The 22,229-nt window shown below is 44.6% G+C and carries 8 protein-coding genes and 1 pseudogene; 6 read left to right on the forward strand and 3 right to left on the reverse strand.

The window, feature by feature from the left end:
* The first annotated feature begins 21 nt into the window (after positions 1-21).
* The gene (locus tag HRQ85_RS15770; protein ID WP_172380016.1) at positions 22-552 is read left to right on the forward strand and encodes a hypothetical protein; all 531 of its coding nucleotides are present in this window, start codon (positions 22-24) and stop codon (positions 550-552) included.
* 510 nt (positions 553-1,062) lie between these two features.
* Here the strand turns inward: HRQ85_RS15770 and HRQ85_RS15775 are convergent.
* From HRQ85_RS15775 to HRQ85_RS15785, 3 genes are all read right to left on the reverse strand, one after another.
* Positions 1,063-1,359: a hypothetical protein gene (locus HRQ85_RS15775; protein WP_172380017.1), complete on the reverse strand. Its 297-nt coding sequence runs from the start codon at positions 1,357-1,359 to the stop codon at positions 1,063-1,065.
* 472 nt (positions 1,360-1,831) lie between these two features.
* Positions 1,832-6,406, reverse strand: a complete 4,575-nt coding sequence (locus HRQ85_RS15780) for an AAA family ATPase (RefSeq protein WP_172380018.1) — start codon at positions 6,404-6,406, stop codon at positions 1,832-1,834.
* 921 nt (positions 6,407-7,327) lie between these two features.
* Complete coding sequence (locus HRQ85_RS15785) at positions 7,328-8,239, reverse strand: WYL domain-containing protein (RefSeq protein ID WP_172380019.1); 912 nt, start codon at positions 8,237-8,239, stop codon at positions 7,328-7,330.
* Between the two features lie 363 nt (positions 8,240-8,602).
* On the opposite strand from HRQ85_RS15785, the gene HRQ85_RS15790 reads away from it, so the two are divergent.
* The 5 genes and pseudogenes from HRQ85_RS15790 (at position 8,603) to traI (ending at position 22,216) form a co-directional block, all read left to right on the forward strand.
* Positions 8,603-9,709, forward strand: coding sequence for a nucleotidyltransferase domain-containing protein (locus tag HRQ85_RS15790; RefSeq protein ID WP_172380020.1), 1,107 nt, complete (start codon positions 8,603-8,605; stop codon positions 9,707-9,709).
* A gap of 1 nt (position 9,710) precedes the next feature.
* Positions 9,711-11,924, forward strand: coding sequence for a ThiF family adenylyltransferase (locus tag HRQ85_RS15795; RefSeq protein ID WP_172380021.1), 2,214 nt, complete (start codon positions 9,711-9,713; stop codon positions 11,922-11,924).
* A 170-nt stretch (positions 11,925-12,094) separates the two neighbouring features.
* Positions 12,095-13,684 carry an SAVED domain-containing protein gene (locus HRQ85_RS15800; RefSeq protein ID WP_172380022.1) on the forward strand — a complete coding sequence of 530 codons (1,590 nt, stop codon included), beginning with the start codon at positions 12,095-12,097 and terminating at the stop codon, positions 13,682-13,684.
* 532 nt (positions 13,685-14,216) lie between these two features.
* Positions 14,217-16,316: a type IV conjugative transfer system coupling protein TraD gene (gene traD / locus HRQ85_RS15805; RefSeq protein WP_172380023.1), complete on the forward strand. Its 2,100-nt coding sequence runs from the start codon at positions 14,217-14,219 to the stop codon at positions 16,314-16,316.
* Positions 16,317-16,448: 132 nt separating this feature from the next.
* Positions 16,449-22,216 (forward strand): annotated as a pseudogene (traI, locus tag HRQ85_RS15810) (conjugative transfer relaxase/helicase TraI).
* The last annotated feature ends 13 nt before the right edge of the window (positions 22,217-22,229 follow it).

Below are 22,229 nucleotides of genomic sequence, written 5' to 3' on the forward strand. Positions count from 1 at the left end.
GTATCTAAGAAGAGAAGACTCATGAAAAAAATCGTACCCTTACTGCTGCTGACCTGCGCGAGCGCGCAAGCTCAACCCCACTCTCCTGAGCTCACTCAACTGCTGAGCGAGATACAAGAACAGTATGAACATCCAAGCTTAGCAACCTCAGGTAGGTATATGGCAGACATCACCAAACTGCCTTACTTTTTGCAGCACATTGATGAAACAGACACCATAGAGTCGATGCGCCTGAATGCCTACCTGCAGGGGTTACAAGCGGCGTATTTTGGCAGTGCCAGTCGTCAACAAGACTTAGGCGGCAATAACTGGTTTTGCATGCGCGATATCATGGCGCTCGATCCCAAGCGTCACCCTGAGTTTATGGAATACATGATTTGGACAGTGTTAGAAAAAACCGCTCAGAACGATCCACAGAAGTATAGAAGAAATAACTATGCAGCCTCATTCGCTGGATCAATGGCGGGTATTGTTGAGTATGGGTTGCAAACCGAATACCCTTGCTACAGCCCTATCCCTAAATCATTACAGCTTCCTAGTTGGAAATATTAATCTCAGCCCAAGGCTACCCAGTGAGCGTGCCTTTTTCTTCAGGTAAAAAAAACCAGCACGAGAGAGAGTGCCGGCTAAAAGAGTGTCTATTCTATTGATAAGTATACGATACATATCAAACAACCCGAGCATCCTACTTAATTTCCCCCCTCAACACCAGTCAAACGTTTCTTTTGTCACTCCTGAGGCTAAGAGGTGTGATCTCTATTGCCGAACGACAGTACAATGAGACCTGTTTCGATGAAGTTCTGAACAATTATTAGCAAGCACTTTTGCTAATCTAGCAGTTAATGAATAACTATAGGTATGACAAAGTAAAAAAGCCCACTCTCGGACTGGAAGAAAGTGGGCAAAGCAACTATTACAATGATGTAAGCAAAGTATGTATCTACAAAGATAGTCATCAAATTTGTTAATAACAACTCATTCTTGGACAAAAGAACGTTAGAGTATAGGTTCTAACGTGCGAGATTTGGATTAGAAAAAATATCTTTAAACCTTGACTGTTTGTTATGCCTTGGCGCTAAAGGCATTAGTAAGGTCAGCCAAATCTGTTGCAGCTTCTTCAGTAATTCTTTCAACAGTGTAATGCCCAAAGAGAACCCCATTATCGAATGAGTGAGGTCCATCACCCACGATTAGTAGGTCAAAATAATACCCATCTACAGTTTTAACAACTGCATCTACAACGTATTGATTGAAGTCGATTCTTTCAGCAAGAATTTGACATTCTGAGTATTTGTATTCGTTGTCACCAAAAAAGAACGTAAATATTTCACCATTTCTGATATCAAAAAATTTCTTCACATCAATTCTCCTGTAGAGCCATAACGTTCATAAGCCGACAAGTTGTCGTCTTTTTTTCTTATATAATGAGTTCTTAGTTACATTAGTTCAACTAATAATCAATAGTTTGGTTTATAGCACGCACTATGTCGCAAAATTTTTCCTAACAACAGGAACGCTAAGTTTTCAATTCAATCGGATAAATTTAAGTAGGAAAATTTCAGATTAATAAGATATTAATCAGTAAAAGATCTAACAAGGAAGGAGGCACTTTCAAGCTAGAAAGTGCTACGGGTAAAGTTCAACCTGAGAAGCTTTTGGACAGGAACGCGTCAGTGAGGCCACTAAATTAGTAATCTATTAATAAGCTCAAGTATTGCAAAGAGATTGTTACTTGTGACGAACTGACACCTACCTAATGAGGTGGCCTGATTTACCAAACCACAACAGTTTTCTTTTCAGAGGTAACAGAGCTACAAAACACCTTTGCTCATTATGGTCGCTCCGCTGCTTTTAGCCAGTCGTCTATACCTCTGACGCCCAAAGCGAGCAACATATCTTGCAGGGCAACTACACGCTGCAGCATCTGGCCATCATCTAATTCCTCTTGCTCTTCAGCCTCAGCGAACAAGCGAGTTAAAAATTGTGTGAGGTGATGGTCCCGATCGTAAAGGTAACCGTTAGAACTCCGGATATGAGCTAGATACAGCTCAGCAGCATTAAGAGCCAGCATCGGATCGTGCTGAGATTTTGCATTGAGCCATTCGCTAAAGCCCCACAACTCGCCTTTGTGCTGCTCTTCTCCTTCCTTTAATACAAAAAAATAGTGCTCTAGCAATTGGTGAGGAACAGAAAGCATTTGAGCTTTATCTCGGAACAGCCCTTCAATTTCCCTAGCAACTACTTTAGCTATGTGGTTTTGGGTCGAAAGTCCATGTTCTAATCCTGTGAAGCATTGATCAGAGTGTGCTTTAGCGTTCCCGGAATGAGTCCATACACCAGAAGCACCACGCCAGGCGCTAGCAGATCCTAGCCTCTTTAAGTCCATCAGTAGCTCGGAATAGGTGATATGGTTTGCCATCGCGCAGAGTGCTGAGAGTCGGCCCCATATCTCAAGGTCACTTTCTTCGCCTTCATGGCGTAAGCGCTGTAGATAGGGTGCGACAAGCTCATATTGGCGGTAATAAGCGGAATACAAACAGCGTTCGGCCAGTTTCCAAAGCCCATGAGTGGAATTACTCATCACCATCTCAAATAAGGCCCATCCAAGTTCGGGATTGCGACTTTGCAAGTACGGTAAACGGTGCAATATCACGGCGCGGATAGCCTGGTGTTGATCCGATGCCCACAGTTTCAGCGAATCGGCTAGAGCTCCAGGCCATGGTATTCCAGTTTCCTCTAGCTGATTGGCTAGTATGACCATCGCTTCAGCGGCTCTACCACGCCTCATATTGATTCCCTTCGTGAGCCAATCGACAGAGTCGCCCGAAACGGAGCTATTTTCCTCCTGTAGCGACAAAAATGTGTTAGCTATGGAAATAACTCTATTTGAATCATTGCTGACAACATGTGCGCAACTCTTAATCGCGTTGGCATTAGAACGTTTGTGCATCCAGTACTGACTATGGCACTCTAGCTCGTCGAGAATTGCCCCAGCTAAATCCTGACCCTCAGGAATATCTAAAGGCGCCCAGTTATTGTCACTCGGCCTTGAGTTGCCAAATCTGTAAGCTAAATGGTTGGCGCAACCGTTCAAAATGTTATCCCGGGAGCACTCCGTCAATTCCTCCCAACGATTAGAAAGCAGCCCTAAAAAGCGAATTGGTTGATAAGATACCGCGATAGACAATTGATGACCGACCTCATTCTCCCCACCAACCAGAAACTCATCAGAACTGTGCCTGTTGTACCCGTGATAGTGGCTTAGCAATCGCATGACAGCTTTGTCGTCTGCGTCGAGAAAGACCTGATAGGAAAATGGTGCACATACTGTACCTCCCCATGATGTAACCTCGGCTTTACGTAGCAATGGCCAGCAAGCTTTTTCGTGCTCCTTCAGGATGGCTAGTATCGCAGTAGTACGCATATGACATGGAACAGCTAAGCTCATTTCAGCTTGTTTCTGTATCATCCATCGTCGAAGTTCAGGGTTGTCGGCATCCTCTTGGCGGGTCGATAAGATGTTCGAGATAACAGTATCCTGCGCACTTGGTGTTAGATGAATATATGCAGCCTGGATTAGCGTTCCTAGCTCATAGGCTAAAGCCGAACTGTATAATTTCAGTTCGCCAACTATACGGTCTATCATCCCCAGGTTGTTTTCTGGAGCGGTTGCACAAGCAAGTAAACCAAAGTAGCGCAGTGACCCTTCGTGGCTGAGGCATATACGCTCTTGATTGGCTCTCCACCAGACAGAATCCTCTTTACTGTGCTGTAAAATGGCAGCCTCGACAGCGTTCATCAACGACCGCATACTATCGATATACCGATGGTCTCGCTCTGAATGTGCATCTTCAAAGGACGTCTTGTCTAAAAATCCATGTCGAAACATATTTGTTGGAGCGCTGTATCTAGCCGCCTCAAGAGTGCTCCAGCGCTCAATATCTGAAACCACCAACTCGAGCAGCTTGGTAGACTCCTTGAGCTGTTGTGGCAGAAAGCTGTCATCGTCGTTGCCAAGCTCATGTGGGCGGCAGCGTAACTTATCTTCCCAGTTATAACTGACCAAGTCTTGGTCTTGGATATCACCGGCGATATAGCCCCAAAGCTTAGAGGCACACAAACCTCCATATTGGATGCCATAGGCCAATGCACTGCCGACAAAGCTGTGATCAGAAATCGGCACCTCAAGTAGTCTTTCAATCAACGTAGTGCATTGAGTAACTCGATCCTTTGGAAATTGAATAACTTCATCAGCTAGAGAATGTACGAGCTGGTCCCTCTCATTGAACTCCTCCGATAGAATGTCTAGCCAAAACGCAAACACACCTGAAGTGTCTTCGATTTTCCATCGTGATACTTGATAAGCATGTCGCATTAGACCAGTAGAATCTTGAGTAAGCTTGAGGTGAGGGACTAAGTTCCTCATCCAGAAGTGATGCCACTCAATGCTGCGAGCACGACTGTAGATCGATTGGAAAACATCCCTGTTCTGATTGCGTAATTCGCGGAGCATAGACCAGTCATCATCATGTGGTGGCCGTTCTGCATAGGTTTCTGCGACTAGTCGACGGATGTGGAAGGCGTGATTACCAATCAAGACGGTTCTTATTTGCTTCCTAAACTCCCGTCGATCACCACTGGCTATCTGTTCCACAAAGTTGCGAATAGTGGGGCGGACGAAAGGGACTGGGGGTAACTGCTGAATAAAGGCATTGAGAGTTAGTCCATTGCGTTTTGCACCACTAATTACTAATACATCCAGCAGTGTTTGGTGGCCGAACTCGATCTGTTTGTCTTGTCTTTCATGCAGAATATTACAGCTGAGCAGAGTACGCGCTGTCTGATCACTGACATCTAGTCGCTGAGGGGAAAGTGAAAGACTGCGTGATACCAGCATTGCACTGGCAAATTTTTCCAAGGCCTCTAAGGCAGGTCTGCCTAGCAAGGAATTATCTTCGACAATCGTTCTTAGGTAACAAATAGCTAGTGATTGGCTCGTAACGATGTTAAAGCTGCCACCTTGCTGTGCGAGCTCAACGAAGAGTGCCAGTTCGCGCGGATTGCAGAGTAATTCTTGGATAACAGGCTCAATGTTCGAGGTCTCGATACTGAGCCGATTGAGTAGAGGGATGATCTCTGTTTTCCAGTCTAAAGGTTGGCAGGAGATCTGCTCCTCCCATTGGCGTTGCGCGATACGCCGATCGTATCGACTGTCAAACTCACGGCAAGCAGTCACCACCGTGACATTTGGAATCTTTGTTAGACGATCTATCTGAGCAAGAAAGTAGCTGAGAACGGTGTGCTCACGGGCTATAGATAAGACATCCAACGAGTCGATCAGTACTACTACATGGGTTTCGTCAGCCAAGCGCGCAACTTCTTCAACCCAGAGTTCATCGAGCCCCTGTGCTTGCCGCTCCTGTGCTGTGGGGAGATCAGCAAACTCTCTGGCTTGAATGAATAACGGTTGCAGATCTGTATGTTCTTGTGCGTAACATTCCAACTCTTCTTGCACTGATAGAATCACGCAGGTTTTTCCCGAGCCGGGCTTCCCAGTCAACAATATCGAACGTCTTTTTTCTTTGATGGCTTCGATTACAGAATGAACCGTATGAATAGGGAGGCGTTCTGGGCCGATCTCTCTGCACCAGGAACGCCCGATTGATGAAGTGCTTTCAAAAGATGAACGGATCCGCTGTATTTCTACAGGTGGAACAAAAAGGGAGCCAGATTTGAGGAGAAGCTCTTTTAGGTCATTTTTGGTTAGTCGATACTGCGCTGCGACAGTCAACCCTTGTCCCTGAGCTCGCATGCCAAGTTGATCCAATCGTCTCCAAAGTGCGTCGAAGGCCACATCGTGTTGGTTGACCAGAACTCGTAAGCGTTCCTTCAATAACTCTTGCATTCGCTCTAATTCAGGGCTGATCTCAAACGTAATGCACTGAAGGACATGATAAGTTGTTAGGTGTACATCTTGCTTTTGAAGCAAGGCGTGGAGTTTGCTGTCGGTAGCCCGATGGGCCTTTGTCAGGTGTGCTTGGTAGCTGTGAGCATCTGGGAAGTTGGCGCTGAACTCTTTCAGGGCTTTCAAGTCACCAAACGAATCTCGAGAATAAAAACGAACTTCGGCATTAGGCTCTTCAGCCAGCAAATTGATCGCCTTTTGCAGTTCATCTTCAAGATCACTGAAAGACCAACTCTTGTGTAAGGGTTGGTTTTTCTTGCACTGACAGCAGATCCGTTTACCGCCAGCTTTGCCAATCACAACGTCATCAACTGGAGTGGATACAGAATCGACCTCGATCCACTGGTAATCAGGGTCCGACAATACAGTTAAGGCTAAATCCAGAGCAACCAACGTTTGATAGCCGTCTCCTCGATTGGATTGAATGCCTGCCTTACTCATAGATGACTTCCTTTGTTTTGCACAAAACCAAATATATCAATGACATTAATAAAGTATAACAAGACATTAAACTTCAATGTATTGATTTGAATAGTTAACCGATGCCGAATGACTTAATTTCAGTTGAGTCGTGAGTCAGCGGTTATACCGGATTGTCAGCTATATCACTACCCTTGTTCCTTGATTTACCTTTTGCCAAATTCAGATAGGACAGGAGTATAAAAAACTAAACGCATAGCTCTATCGAGCAATGGGACAGATCTGAGCTAGCCGGCACTTTTTTGAGAAAAATGCCACAAGTAAAACTTCAGCTCTATGAAGCCTTTGGACATGAACGTGTCAGTGGTTTTGCTAAATTAGCAGTCAATTAATTAGCTCAGGTAGGCAAAACCTCTTATTTGCTGGCCAAGCTAACCTGACTACTACATTCTACGCCTTCACTGAATTAAACAATATCGGTGTCAAATAGCCCACTATCAGTGCGATAAAAGTCATATTCTTCAATAATCATTATTAAACTGTGAGAGTTATATGAGTACAAAAGAAAATAAGAGTTGCTGATCGGCTGTTAGAAAGACTGTGATGCTCAAAATCTTCAAAGCAAATAGTTAAGTCTCTGCTATTTGTGGTGGCATTTATAGTTCTGGCTATCTTCCGCCCTAACGTTGCAGAAGCTCTGATCATGGCCACAGCGAAAATTGTTACTGCTATCATCATGCACAAATAGTGAAGAGGCTCGGTTATCACCGAGCCTCTTGTATTTATACTCACGTTCCCATATTCGCGTGGGAACGTGAGCCATTAGTTGAACGCTTTATATAAAAAATAGTCAGCCTAGATTTAGCGGATTCTATGATAGACAAAAGCTTGTTAGAACGTTGGATCTAATGCCACCGAGTCCGATGCTCTGGTGAGCCCTTTCTACGATTGTTCCATCTGTTTAATCATTTCCAAGTTGGTCAATTCAAACTTGTAAAATCGATTAATCCCATGATTATCATCTTCAAGTTTTTTAGAGTTGGAACGTGCATCGATATACCATTTTTTTTCAAGAATCCATCGAAAGGCAGCCCTTTCTGTAACATAGATCTCATCTTTATCTTCAGGAATACCAAAGTCTGTTTTGACTTGACTCCTACCTTTTTCTGATAAAGACCTGTGCAATTTAAGAATCAGTGGCAACCTCAAGTTCCAAAGTTTATCCTGTGATAACGCTTCATGCTCTTTTTGCCTCGTCTCTTTAGACTCATACTCTTCAACTACATTTCGAATGCGGGCAAAATGAAAGTTCTTAAATTTATTTTCCTTTGTATCAGAGCGGTCATACGCCCTGAACATCCAGCTAGTTCCATCATACATGATGGCGAGAGGAACAAGTGTTCTCCTTTGATGGTTAGCACTGTTTTCCGAAAGATAGTTACAAGAAACGGAGTGCTTACAAGAAATTGCCCGCGTAATCATTGCAACTTCTTTAACAATCAATTGATTCGGTATCTTTCCAATTTTTTCATAGGAGAGCTCAGTAACGCCAAAGATTTTGTTGCTGTTAAACCCGTTAGCTAGCATCCCTAAGGCGAGATCAGCATCAATTATGGTGAGTGGTTCGAAAGAACTTCTAATTATTGTATTTGTCTTTTGTGTTTTATTGTTTGGCCTGTATTTTGAGTACTCGGTCAGAACTCTAGAGGCCGCAGCTTCCGCTATCCCAAACGCATCTTTCAGATCTCCTCTATTGACGCGCCCCGTGAAAAAAAGCTTAAAGTCGACATAAGCAAGCCGAGCGTTAGTGGGACTAGTTTCTGCGGTTATATCGTCTTGAGAACTCTTAATCATGAGAAGTTTCCATTGATCATCCTTGCTTGACATCATAGCAAGGATACAACTTAAGTGTAATTAAAAGACGAACAAAATACACTTAAAACTCAATACTATGTATCATTTCGATCCATCAGGTTGACTCTTAGTATCGCTTCGGTTAAATTACAATCAAGTTACATCGAAGGGGTTATACACACGCAGAGTTTTAAAGCACTAAAACAGTTGAGTGCAAGCGACAAAGAGTTCAGTTTTGAGGCCATCAATCCTCTGTGTTTTTTTGAATAGTTTGTCTCGTTTATCATTCAATCACTTGAAATTTACTGTATATATCCCCATGTACTACTTGACTCATTTCATCGCCAAGGAGATCATGTGCTCATGACTATTCAAACCCATTTCGACAAGTTCAATAAGAAAATCTACCTAACCAGCCACTCAGAAGGATATAAAAAGGCAAAGGAAAAGGATAAAAGCATTTTCGAGGAAATCAAAAGCGCTTTCAAAGAAGCAGGCTACCCTGTAATCGACTCATTCATGCAAGGGTCATTTGCAGTTAATACTGCCATCAACAGTCAGGATGGTGATTTTGACATAGATCGCGCAATCGTCATTGATGCAGAGAAGGCACCTGAAGATCCTGTTGCTCCAAAGAAAGTCATCAAAGAAGTGCTGGATAAGCGAAACTTCAAGGATCCGAGAATCAAAAAGCCATGCGTCACAGCTGACTACAAATCAATCAACCTACATATTGACTATACCGTATACAAAAAAGAGACCTCTTTCTTTGGCGATGATACCTATTACCTAGCTGTCGGTAAAAATGGTTCCAGCGATGAGCACAAGGAATGGTCAGAAGCTGATCAGAAAGGACTTATTGAGTGGATCGATAGCGTTGATGATTTTGTTTTTGGTGCTACTGCAAAACGCAAGCAACTTAAGCGTTTGATCCGCTACATAAAACGCTGGAGAGATGTGAACTTTAATTCTGAAGAGGTAAGAAAGAAGGTCTTCTCCATTGGCCTAACTGTCATGCTGAAAAAGCAATATACCCCTAACCCACTGTCAGCCGTGGTGGATGACGATCTACAGGCGTTGAAAAGCACGGTTGATGCAATTCTTGATGCTGACTACATTTCAGCTCCATGGGGAACAGACGATTATCGCGTTTATGTCAGATTACCAAAAATGCCTAAACGCGATATTTTCCAACATAAGGTGGAAGGAGGGCATGCCGATGGTAGTGATATAAATGTCGGTACCCAACTTAGAAACAAGCTGCTCAAGCTTCAGGAGGAGCTTCAAAAAGCCTTGGACGAGACGGACGAAGTAACACAGTGCGAAATCTTGAATAAACTGTTTGGCGACGATTTCGAGGTGCCCAAGCAAGAAAAGCAATCATCATCCAAAGCAGCTTCATCGTTCATGGCTAAGGGAGGCGCCCCCTTCAGCACGGCAGGAGCTTCCGGTACATCGCAAGGTGCATAACGTGGACTACGGATCTATTCTAGAGTATTTCCTCGACAGTGAATTTGAGGTTCAACCCTCTAGTTACTCAAATCTGGATACACTTTCGGTCTGCGTAGAGATTGATGACCACCTTGTCACTTTGGTGCATTTCTGCGTTGATGAATTACAGCAGTTGCCGCACTTTTTTTTAAAGGCCCCTGCATCTTTCGGGGTCTTGGCCCATGTTTTGTCAACTCAAAATTTAGAAGGGCTTGGCTCCATTTGTGTAAATCACCTGGACTCCGTATCAGTCAACTTTGAGAGGCCTGAACTGGCCTTCGAAGAATCCATCAGGCGGCATGTTGAATTGCTACGCTCACTCATTACAGACTCCGAATTTAACCAGAGTGAGTTGCTTAGGGAATTCAGCACAAACTGGTACGCGAACACTAAGGGCCTGATGAGCAAATCGCCAAAGACACTGTACTGCACGTCACGCGTGGCCAATTTTACTCAACTAGATATTTACAAACCTATTTCACCAGATAGCGTGATGAGCATTTCCGCATCTTTCACTGCCTTGCCATATAAGGGTAATGATCCAAATGTGGCACGCTTTTTTAAGATGGAGTCACGACAGCAACAAAAAGATGCCGCTGGCTGTATTCTCCCGTTGCAATCCATAGACCCGGTTATTTCCAACAATGCTGAAGGATTGAAAACATGGTTGCTAGACGCCCTCCAGAGGCTGCCTCCTGAAACAAAAGGCTGGGCAGACAAGGAGCTGTTTCCTATCAGAGCTAAAGAGTTCTGGCTAGTATTGAACATGGCAACACCATCAGGCAAAGCCTGGGTTGGGGTAAAGCTCAGTTTGGATAAGAAGCGGACATTTCCCCTGACCTCTGAAAAAATGAGGCAGTGGAAGATCGAGCCAATCTTTGTTGAGGTCTTCAACAAAGAACTCATGCTGCCACGCAGTGGTGCTAACCTATCATTTGACAACAAGAAAGTGTTGCTGATTGGCTGTGGTTCGGTAGGAAGTGAAATAGCACATAAACTTGGATCAGCAGGAATTGGTCATATTGATATTGCAGATCCGGACAGCTTTAGCACGTCTAACTTATACCGCCATACCTTAGACGGCTACAAGACCGACTGGCCGAAAGCTCTTGCCGTAGCGTTTCAGTTGCAAGCAAAGTTTCCTTGGTTGAAAGCAGATGGTTACCGCAATTCTTTACTCGATTACAGAAGCCAAGATGCTTTAAGGGCTTATGATCTCATCGTCATCGCCATTGGTGTGCCGACCCATGAGCGCCTATTCCATGATTATCTCGTGAAATCGGGCGTTAAGGTCCCCGTAATTTATAGTTGGCTTGAAGGATACGGAATTGGAGGACATGCAGTTCTTGATATTCCGCATCAACCGGGATGTTTGCGATGCGCATATGTTGAGCCGAAGAGTGGGATACGTGGTCTAGCATCCAACCTCAATTTTATAGAGCCCGATCAGAATGTAGTTAAAAACTACGCTGGCTGTGGTGAGATGTTTATCCCGTATGGTGCAATCAGCTCCACACAAACAGCTCTTCTCGCAGCAGATCTAGCCGTCGGATATCTAGAAGGAAAGTTGATTGAGTCAAAGAAAGTTAGCTGGAAAGGCGATAGCGCAGATGCAGAGCACGAAGGCCTCAATCTCACTCCAAGGTATCAAACTTTCACATCCTCTTTAAAGAAGATGCCTTTACGGCATCCTCTATGTGACATATGCCAACCAAAGGAATTCATCACCTATCAAAGCAAATGTGGAAAGCGCCTTTACCTGCCTCAGACTCTTCATCAAAAATTGTGTACTTACCGGCAAGAAGAACCAACTTCTGTAGAGTCAGCAGGACTTCTCATCGGGTATTACAACCAGAACGGTGAAGTATTGATAGATACCTTTACCACACCAAAAGCAACTGATCAAAGAACCCGGACGACGTTCAGGCTAGATGCGCAGTCTCACCAGGCAGAAATTGAAGAAGCCTTTACTACATCAGAACAATTGTTGGGCTACGTTGGAACCTGGCACACTCACCCCCAAGATGTGCCGCGACCCTCAAGTCCTGATAAAACTGACTGGCGAAACCATGAACAGGACAATCCCGATCGTCCATTGTTTTTTATTGTCGTAGGTATAAAAACGACGTCAGCCTACACCCTAGAAAAGGGGAAAATCATCGAACTATTAATAGTTAAGGAGGAAGATTGCTAACTGTGTGGAAACAGCTTAAATGACTGCTCTATATTGTCGTACTGAATGTCAACTTTGAAAGTGGTTATGATACTAAATACGCAATCGGACCAGCTTTTTTGTTATTGTCGGCTGAGGACAATTAAACATTTATATCACTAATGAATTTGAAAAATTATTTAGGAAAGTCAATGGGTAATAAAGTAGATCAGTTTTATAATCAGGCAGCGAGTTCTCCAATTGATTCACTGGATAATTTTCATCAATACCACACAAACCTTAAGAAGCAAGTAAAATGGGATGATGTAGGGATTTTGACTGACATCAATGATAGAAATACCATTATTTTACTTAGCCTTAATGAAGAAGTAGTAGCTACGCTAAGGTTATGTTTAGAACCGCGTGATACTGCAAAGTGTTTAACAGACTTATCTGAAAGCAAAAGTTTTGTTACTTACAGAAATATTCAAGGTTATCAAATCACGAGTGATGACCTGTTAACACTAGACTCAATTAGTGGCATATGGATTGAAGCTGTCCAACAGAGTGCCAATATACAGCTCAATGAACTAGAAAATTTATTCGTACGTTTTGAGGATGATCGAAAACAAAAAGGCAGAGGGAAAGACTTTACTGTAGATACTAAAAATACTGTATGGAGAGAAAGCTATGGTCGCTGCATGTTCACCGGGTGTGGTGAAAAGCTAGACCACGATACTATTTCAGGGACAACTGGAAACTATGCTTACTTAGCCCATAACGTTGCGTCTTCTGAGCAGGGTGCCAGAGGGATCACAGAACTATCCAATAAACTTTCCAACGATCCTAACAACATTTTGCTTCTATGTGACAAGCACCATCGACTTATAGATAAAGTAGCTGCAAGCGACTATACCGCACCAATGCTATCTGCAATGAAAAAAGAGTTTAGCATTGTTGCTAATAGCTTATTGGACGGTCTTAAATACCAACCAGTTCCAGTTTACGCTGTACTATGGCCAGTAAACTCTCAAACTGTTTCACCACCATCCTATCTTCAGGTTGCCAGTAGCCTATCAAGAATCAAACGTCGAATGCATGAACAGATAAACATTTTGAGCGACAACGAAGACTTATTAATCGATTCCCCAGATATACTTTGGCAATTGATGCCTAGCGTAATTCAAAGTGCAGCAGACAAGATCATTCAACAAACAAAGGGGTTTGGCTTCAATGCTGCTTTATTTGGCTTCGGACCAACATCTGCACTTATTGGGTTAGGAGCTAAGTTGGGTAATAAAAATGACGTTACACCTATGCTACGTTTTAGAGAAGGCGGAAACTGGTCTTGGCCTAGTAATGTTGCTTTAGGGAATATTTATGAAATTGAAGGCCTAAACGATATAAAAGAAAATGCGGACATCATCATAAACATCGCCTTAACTGCTGAGCCACAATGTCTCATTGATGCATCAAAAGCTCTAAGCGTTAACAAAAATGCTCAGATCATTACTATAAGAGCCAAAAAAGAATATATGGGTAATGGTGCAATTTCACACCCTGAAGATGGAAAAGCGTTGACTGTCGATCTTCAGTCTATTTTCCACAAACTAAAATCTAAGTATAGCGTCCAAACCGTACACCTATTTAGTTGTGTTTCAAACGCAGCCGCTGTTTTCATTGGTCAGGCTTATGACACTCATCACCCAGAAGTAATCATTTATGATTTTGATCAAAGTACAATGGTGCCAAGGCTGCAATTGAAGAATGATAACCATAAATGCCAAGTGTCAGTTTTTTAACAGTAAACGTTGAATATGGAAAGTAATCATCAAATCATAGATGAGAAGCGCATAGGACTACTGGTTAGCTTGTCCTTACATTACTAAAAGAATAGCCTTGAAAGTTTTTAACGCTTTCAGGGAATTTTTCGTCTAATTGTCCATTTCAAATGGCCTGCCCTCTCTTTTAAGCCCGCTGTTAGGTGAGGAGCGCTGGTCAACTATATACATATTGATACATTAGAAATACTAAGCCAAATAGCAAGCCTCTACAGTGCTGTGAGCAACTCCTCTAAGTAAAAAAGGGGCATTAATGAGGTAGCTCGCCACTCTTTAGTAGCTCAATAGACGTTAAAAATAGTCTTTCTTTATTGCCCTACGACATCTATCTACAAAACAAAAAAACACCCTCGCAAGGAGGGTGTTTTGACGCAAGTGTACTTCTCAAGATGCCTGTTCAAGCAAAAGGGGCCAACAGTACTCCCCTAATCAAGCCTTTACAACGTACCACTCCTGTTCATTATTTCAACCGTTTTATTCAGTGGAGATAACCATGTCTAAACCTTCACGCTCCAAAGGCAACCACTTTACCCGTGGTGGACAAATCACCTTCCATTCCATTCGCATGTTCTTTCAAGTCAATAACACCTTGATCTACGCCGCCATCTGGGCAGTCATTGCTTTTACGGGGCTTCTCACTTGGTTGCGTGCCCCTGATAATGCTTTTTGGTCTGTGTTCTATTACTGGCGCAACCATATCTATGCCAGCCTTGGCCACGATCTCAACAGTGATGTGACCACTTTTTGGAATGGAAAGCGCTACGTCGGCACCCTAGCCTCTCAATTAAACAACACTCAACTCATTACTCTCTACGACAACGTCATACGCCAGACACAAATCAACTTCTTAATCGCCTTAGGCATCGCCTTCGCTATCTTAATGGGCGCCATGGCTTTTTTCAGACGCCAAGGCGAAAAGCAAAGTGAAGATTTTCACGTAAGGGGATTTCAATACGCTGAGCCAAAAAGACTCACTCAGGATTTAAAGCAGCGCGCTAAAAAGCTGAAAAAGCAAGGCGTAGGAAAAGGGAAGATTTCCGATTTTAAAATCGACGGACTCGCCCTGTTTAAGGATGAATTCGAAGTCCAGCACACCCTCATAGACGGTACAACCGGGGCCGGTAAATCCGTCATGTTGCGTAAGCTGCTGCGCTGGATACGCAAACGGGGCGACAAAGCGATTGTCTATGATAAAGGCTGCACCTTCACCAGTAAGTTCTTTGACCCAAGCCAAGACACCTTACTCAACCCGTTCGATGAGCGCTGCGCCAATTGGGATGTGTGGTGTGATGCCAAGGAAGCCCCTGACTTTGAGAACATTGCCAGCGCCCTTATCCCGCAACATGGTGAAGGTGATCCGTTTTGGGTAGATTCCGCTCGAACCATTTTCTCCAGTACCGCCTATCGCATGAGCCAAGACAATAAGCCATGTTCGACCGCAAGACTGCTCAGCCTGATACTCACATCCGAACTCGAAACCCTTGGCAACTTTTTACAAGGTACAGAATCGGCCTCCCTTGTCTCCAAAGACATCAAAAAAACCGCCATCTCGATTAAGTCTGTTCTGGCTACCTACATTAAGAGCCTACGCTTTCTCGATGGACTGGATGAAAAAGACGGCAAAGGTAAGCTCAAACGAAAACCCTTTTCCATCACAGACTGGGTACAAGACGACAAACAAAAAGGCTTTTTGTTCTTATCGAGTAATGCGCAGCAACACGCCTCACTGCGCCCCTTGATTTCAACTTGGCTTGCCATTGCCTCCAACGCAATTTTGGGACTCGAAGACGATGAAGATCGCCGCATCTGGGTAATTATGGATGAAATGCCAAGCCTCCATAAACTGCCTGAACTGGACACCATCATTGCCGAAGTGCGCAAGTTTGGGGGCTGCTATGTCATTGGCCTCCAATCCTATGCGCAGCTAGTGAAAACCTACGGTAAGAACACCGCAGACGTCATCTTTGATTTGCTCAACTCTCGCTTTTATTTTCGTGCACCCTCAGCGCAGATGGCGCAAATATCCTCCAAAGATTTGGGTGAGCAAGAAGTCGATATCTCAAGAGAAAATATCTCCTACGGTGCAAATACACTACGTGACGGGGTATCAATTGGCCACCAGACGGTCACTCGCCCTGTCGTGTCGAGCAGTGAAATTCAAGCTATGGATGATTTGCAATGTTACCTTCGCGTACCAGGCAGTAGCTTTATCACCCAACTGGATTTGCACTTCGATAAGATGCGCGATGTCAGCACCGCCTTTATCAAGCGCGATTACACCCCATCGCCAGCCATGGCCAAAGCCTACCAAGAAGCGATTTACTGTGAGTGTGTCGCGCCTGGTATTTTCCTTAGCGAAGAAGATCGCAATGCATTGACTGAACTCCAAGCTAAGCAATTTGAGACGCCCGAAGAGATGAAGCTGGAAACCGACCAAATCAAAAAGGCGCAGCAAAGCGATACGGTCAAAACGCTTGCCACCGAAGATGCAAAAAAACTCAACTCCGAAGGTGACTATCAAGAGCGAGCTCAACAAGAGATTGATGAAGCGTCTATCTCCCAAGATATTGAGATAGACAGCATATCAAAATAGGCCACGTTCTCCTCTTTTACTCCTACCAATCAAAAGCCTTGCTGCAGCAAGGCTTTTTAATTTCATTTTAACCACGACACACCGCTCAGCTTTGCTGCCAGCGGCAATTGGCGTTGCATAAGGAATATACACATGCTTTCTATCAGCCCTCTAAAATCCGCTTCTGGCGCTGCCAAATACTACCTAAGCGAAGAAAACCCCAAAGACCTGCCTGACGTCTCTTTAGAGAAAGACGCCAGCGATAACTACTACCTCAAAGAAAAAGACCAGGGAGAAAATACGTTCTGGTATGGCAAGCTTGCTAACGAAGCCGGACTGTTGAACAAAGCCGTCGAACAGGAGACATTAGAGTCTGTGTTATCTGGCCACCTTGGGGATGAAACCATCAAGGGAAAAAGAGACGATCATAAATGCGGCTTAGATCTGACTTTATCCGTATCGAAAGGCTTCTCCATTGCAGCATTAGGCGGTGGTGATATGCGCTTACTTGGCATACTCAAGGACGCCGTTAAGTTTGTCGCCGATGAAATTGAAAAAGACACCGCACAAGTCACGTCAACCAATAAAGAAGGTGAACGTGAATACATCAATACAGGTAACATGATTTTTGCAGCCATTGGTCATAAGACCAGCCGTGAAAACGACATGCAGCTTCATTACCACTTGTTAGCGCCAAACATGACACGAGATCAGGAAGGGCAACTACGCTCACTCGCTTCAACCATCAAACAAAAAGGCGGCGTCATCAATGGTACAAGCGAGCGCATCTATCACTTCCAAAAATATTACACAGCACTATTTCACAGTAAGATAGCACACGACGTTGAAAGAATTGGCTATCAAACCCATGGGCTAGGCAATGGACAGATAGACATATCTGGTATACCACAACCACTCATCGAAAACTCTTCCACTCGAACGCAGCAAATCAACCAACAAGCCTTAAACTTTGGAGACACACAAGCAGCAAGGGATATGGCAGCACTTGATACTCGTAAAAGTAAAACCTACCTGAGCAACGGTGAGCTCACCACAAAGTGGCAGCAGCAAATTAAAGATATGGGGTATAAGCCCGAAGAGTTGGTAAAGAATGCACAACAATTCACTAAACAAGAATTTCAGCCAGCCTTAATCGCTCAAGAAGCCCTGTCACGTGCTATTTCTCATCTTGAACAAAACAATACAGCCCTTCGCTTGGAAAAAATCGTTGAATTAGCGGTTTCTGATTTTACCAAAGGCGATATTCAAGCCAACGCCATTGACGTAAAAAACCTCGCAGATGAATGGATAAAAGAAGGGACGCTTATCCCACTGACAGAGAAAGGGCAATACACCACCAAAGGCTTAATTGATACCGAGAAAGCGCTTATCGACAGCACACAAGGGCGAGCGCATCACATGCGCACCCACGTAGCACCCAAAGTCCTAAACAAGCTCGCTATTCCTGAAAGTCAGCAACGTATGCTTACCGACCTTTACCACTCCACCAAGCAGTTCCATGTGGTGAATGTGCATGGCTCATCACAAAGCATTGCGCAGCAGCTGCTTAACGTCGGAAACCACAGTGGTAAACGGGTCCAGTTCGTCTCACAAAGCGCCAAAACCAAAGCAGAAGGGGTGGAGAGCCTACAAAGGCAAAGCAAAACGCTTGGGGCGTGGGTAGCCCATGCCTTCTCACCAGAGCAGCGCCACACCCCCCATAGCTTGCTGCAAAGTGACACGCCGCTGACCAACCAAGACGTCTTACTCATCGATGACGCCAACAAGATGAGCACCAATGAACTGTTAGCCCTGACCGACAAAGCCAAACAGTCCAACAGCAAAGTCGTCATGTTAAACCGCGTCTCTAGCCGTCAAGGATTTAAAGCCAACAACGCCATCTCGCTGTATCAAAAAGGCAATGTCGAGAGCCATACTTGGGTCAGCAGCAAACCTATCGAAACAGACGTAAAACTGCATGAGAATGACACCGATAGGATAGCCCGGGTGTACGCCGACCTCCCCGACAAAGCCAACACCCAAGTGATTGCCACTTCCAGTGTTGAGCAGCGACGATTAACCGAAGCCATTCGGGATAGACTCAAAAACACCGCCGCCCTGGGAAGGCACGAAACCACCCTATTCACTCAAGTACCCCACTACCTCTCTCAAGCGCAGCAACCGCTTGTTCAACACTACAAACCAGGCATGACACTCACCCATTGGGATGAAGGTAAACCTCAAAGCTTTGTCATTGCCAGCATCGATAAAGAGCACAATACCATGACAACACTCAGCAAACAGGACGGACAGTCACACACGTTCGACCCTTCCACTCGGGCTTTTAAAGCCATGAAGATGCAAATCAGCAAACCGCAGAGTTTGAACATTGCCAAAGGCGAGCGCCTGAGTACGTTAGGCAAACACTTCCCTTCTGGTTTAGAGGCGAACCAACGTTACCTTGTCACTGATATAAACAACGATAATATTACTCTTGAGGGACACGGTAAGACTCAGCGTCTAAGCTTAGAAAGCCTAAAAGACGCACCACTGCAATACGACTACGTTCATGGCGCCAACCATATCGAGAAAAAGGCGCACACCCTACTCTCTGCAAAAGCGTTTACGCTCTCTAAACCACTGTTAAATGACCTCACCGAAAAAACAGGCCGTCTTGATATCTTCACCGACAAGCCCAACAAAGCCCAACATGCACTGGAAAAAGAGCAGGTCTCCCCGTCAGCGATTGAGCGTGTATTGCAGACACAAAACATTAACGACCGTTACCTAAACGACACCACCCCAGCCTTGTTAAAGCAAGATATCGGTCAGGCGCTATCAGCACTGGCAAAAGCGCCAAACGCCCCCCTCATCGAGAAAGCGGTCAGCTTTGCCCTGAACCACCTCTCCGAGCGAGAAGCCGCATTTAGCCAAAAAGTGTTAGTGGTCGAAGCGGTTCGTTACGCTTTTGAAGAAGCCGGTGGCTCTATCACCAAAGACCAAATTGAAACCGAACTGGAAAAACGCAGTGACACCCTCTCTGCAGAGTATACCGACGGCACACGCTGGACGACACAAGCGGCGCTAGAAACGGAAAAGCGTATCTTGCAAAACATCAGTGATGGTAAAGACCAACATCAGCCCTTTGCTACCACTCAGCAAATGCAAACCTTTCTCGGTACCAAACCTCGCCTAACCCAAGGACAAAAGGACGCCATTACCCTTATCTCAACCACCAAAGACAGCTTTGTGGCGGTTCAAGGTTTAGCCGGCACGGGTAAGTCCACCATGCTTGAGTCCAACATTGAACTTATCCAGTTAGTCAAAGAAGCCAGCCAACAGCCTGAGCAAAACGTGATTGGGCTTGCGCCCACTCACGCCGCTGTGACAGAGCTTGAAAGTAAGGGCGTGAAAGCACAAACGCTGGAAAGCTTACTGTCTGACATCAGGCAAGGCAATCGAGACGCCAGCGACTATCAACACACCTTGTTCTTTCTTGATGAGAGCTCCATGGTCAGCAACAAACAAGCCGATGAGTTCACCAAACTGGTCAATGACAGCCAGTCCAAAACCGCCTTCCTTGGTGATAAAGAGCAGCTGCTATCGCTTAGTGCTGGTAAGCCTTTGAACTGGCCATGAGTCAAGGACGCATCGATACCGCTTACATGACCGACATCATCCGTCAGCAAAACGACACCTTACTTAATGCAGCGCAAAACACCATTGATAAACAGCCGCTCAGCGCCCTAGACAAACTCCAACAGCAAGCCCCTGATACTCAAGGCAACCACCAACATGTCATCTCTACGCTGGACGAAAACGACAAAGACCGACGCAGAGCGCAGCTCACAGCGACAGAGAAGCTACCCTTTATGGTTGCTAAAGACTATCTAGAGCGCACACCTGAGACGCGAGAGAATACGCTTATCATCGCCTACACCAACAAGGAGCGTGACACAATAACCGAATACATCCGGGTCGGATTAATGAAAAACCAAGAAATCGGCAAAGAGAACGTCATCACAACTCGGTTACGCTCTATCGGTGCCACTGGGGAAGAGCTCACCACCATGCTCCCCTATCAAAAAGGCTTGATACTGAGCACCAAACCCGGTGAGTACGCGACACTCACTCACGTGGATTCAGAGCATGGTGTGGTGACACTCGAAGATGCAGCAGGTGGAACTCAATCCTTCTTACCCCGCAATCGAGACCATACCTTCACGACACTGTTTAGCGTGTCAGAAAAGCCACTCTCAAAAGGCGATAAGATTGTGACTCGCTTTACCGATAAAGAGCGTGGCATTAAAGCCAACGTGGAGTACCGCATCACGCAAGCAAGCTCAGACAGCATCATTGCGCAATCGACAACAGGGCAGACATTCACAATCACCCCTAATGAGCTAAAAGACGGGCATTGGGATTACGCGTACAGCCGAACCGCCGACATGGCGCAAGGGGCCACCTACCCCCATGTGATCACCGCCATTCAAAGCAAAGGCGCACTGACCAATCTAAGACGTGCCGGCATCGATGTCACCCGTGCCAGTCAGCATGTTCGGCTCTATACCGATAACACCCAGCAACTGGTCAGAAGTTGGTTATCCAAAGAGAGCCACAAAGCCAGTGCGATAGAAACCCTCCACCAAATCCCGCCTCAAAACACCACTTACTTTAACCGCAATGCCCTGCCTCATGAGGACGTCCGATTCCAAAATAAAAGCGGTGACTTTGACTACAACAAATTTAGGGAGCACATCAACACACAACTACCCAAATACACAGAAAGCCTCGCCATTCAGTTATTAGGCCAGCCAAATCAATCCAAATCAGACCGGGATTATTTAACCTTTGGTATTGGTAAATCGGCCATTAAAGTCACCTTAACCGGAGAGTATCGTGGTTATTTTAAAGACTACACCACAGGCGAAAAAGGCGCATTGATTAACCTAATCATGAGTCATAAGGAAATGAATTATAAAGCCGCGATGAATGAAGCGCACAAGATGCTCAATGAGCCGGACAAATATCAATTAGAGGAAAACAGTAAACACGACAAATTACTGAGCACCACCCCAAGGCATATTGCGCAGTTTGAAGAAAGGGCCAAGGAATACATCAGTGAAAGCTTGCCAATAAATGGCACCCTAGCACAAAGGTACTTAAACAGCCTTGGCATTAATAACATCGAAAACAGTAACGTGAAATATCACCCTGCGGTGTATTCATCCGAAGATAAAACTTTTCACCCTGCCATGCTAACCAACATCCACAATAAACAGGGTGAAACCAAAGCCATTGAAGTGATCTATTTAGATTCGCAAGGGAATAGAGACAATACACTAGATATTAATCCTAGAACGCTAGGGACAAAATCCAAGCAATTAACCCACTTCCATCAAGGAGAGAATTTAAATACCACCATCATCAGCACCTCAATTGAAAACTCATTTTTAATTCGAGACCAAACCCAAGGACAGATTGATATTATCAACGTCAATCACAAAAACGACATTCAAAACCTTTCCACCGATGAACTGAGACAGAATGTCATTATTGTATTAAACCAAGGCAATCACGATTTAAACCCAAATAACATTGAGAAAATCATCGATAATTTTAATGGAAGAGACATTCAATTCATGTCAGATAATAATCTTAAAGAGGAAATAAAACTGTGCCTTGATAAATTAGAGCGAGATAACAGCACATATAACATTGAATTAAACGAGTCACACACTTCTCATCAAGAGAGCGAATTAGACACCTTCAACTATAATGAGAAAAAAGAAAACGACAGCCAATCACTGGAACACTTTGAGTCGAAAGAATATTCACCTCAGCAAGAGATGGACTTTCATCATCCGGAGAAAGAAAGTGATTGGGAGGGCAGAGAAATCGACAGGGAATTAGAACGATAAAATAAGGGTAGCA

The sequence above is a fragment of the Vibrio sp. Vb339 genome (genome assembly GCF_902751245.1).
GTDB classification, from domain to species: domain Bacteria; phylum Pseudomonadota; class Gammaproteobacteria; order Enterobacterales; family Vibrionaceae; genus Vibrio; species Vibrio coralliirubri.

Bases quoted from the DNA above. Each gene is read 5' to 3' on its own strand.
- HRQ85_RS15785 (WP_172380019.1), bottom strand. From the start codon at position 8,239: ATGATTAAGAGTTCTCAAGACGATATAACCGCAGAAACTAGTCCCACT.
- HRQ85_RS15790 (WP_172380020.1), top strand. From the start codon at position 8,603: ATGACTATTCAAACCCATTTCGACAAGTTCAATAAGAAAATCTACCTA.
- traD (WP_172380023.1), top strand. From the start codon at position 14,217: ATGTCTAAACCTTCACGCTCCAAAGGCAACCACTTTACCCGTGGTGGA.
- HRQ85_RS15800 (WP_172380022.1), top strand. From the start codon at position 12,095: ATGGGTAATAAAGTAGATCAGTTTTATAATCAGGCAGCGAGTTCTCCA.
- HRQ85_RS15780 (WP_172380018.1), bottom strand. From the start codon at position 6,406: ATGAGTAAGGCAGGCATTCAATCCAATCGAGGAGACGGCTATCAAACG.
- HRQ85_RS15770 (WP_172380016.1), top strand. From the start codon at position 22: ATGAAAAAAATCGTACCCTTACTGCTGCTGACCTGCGCGAGCGCGCAA.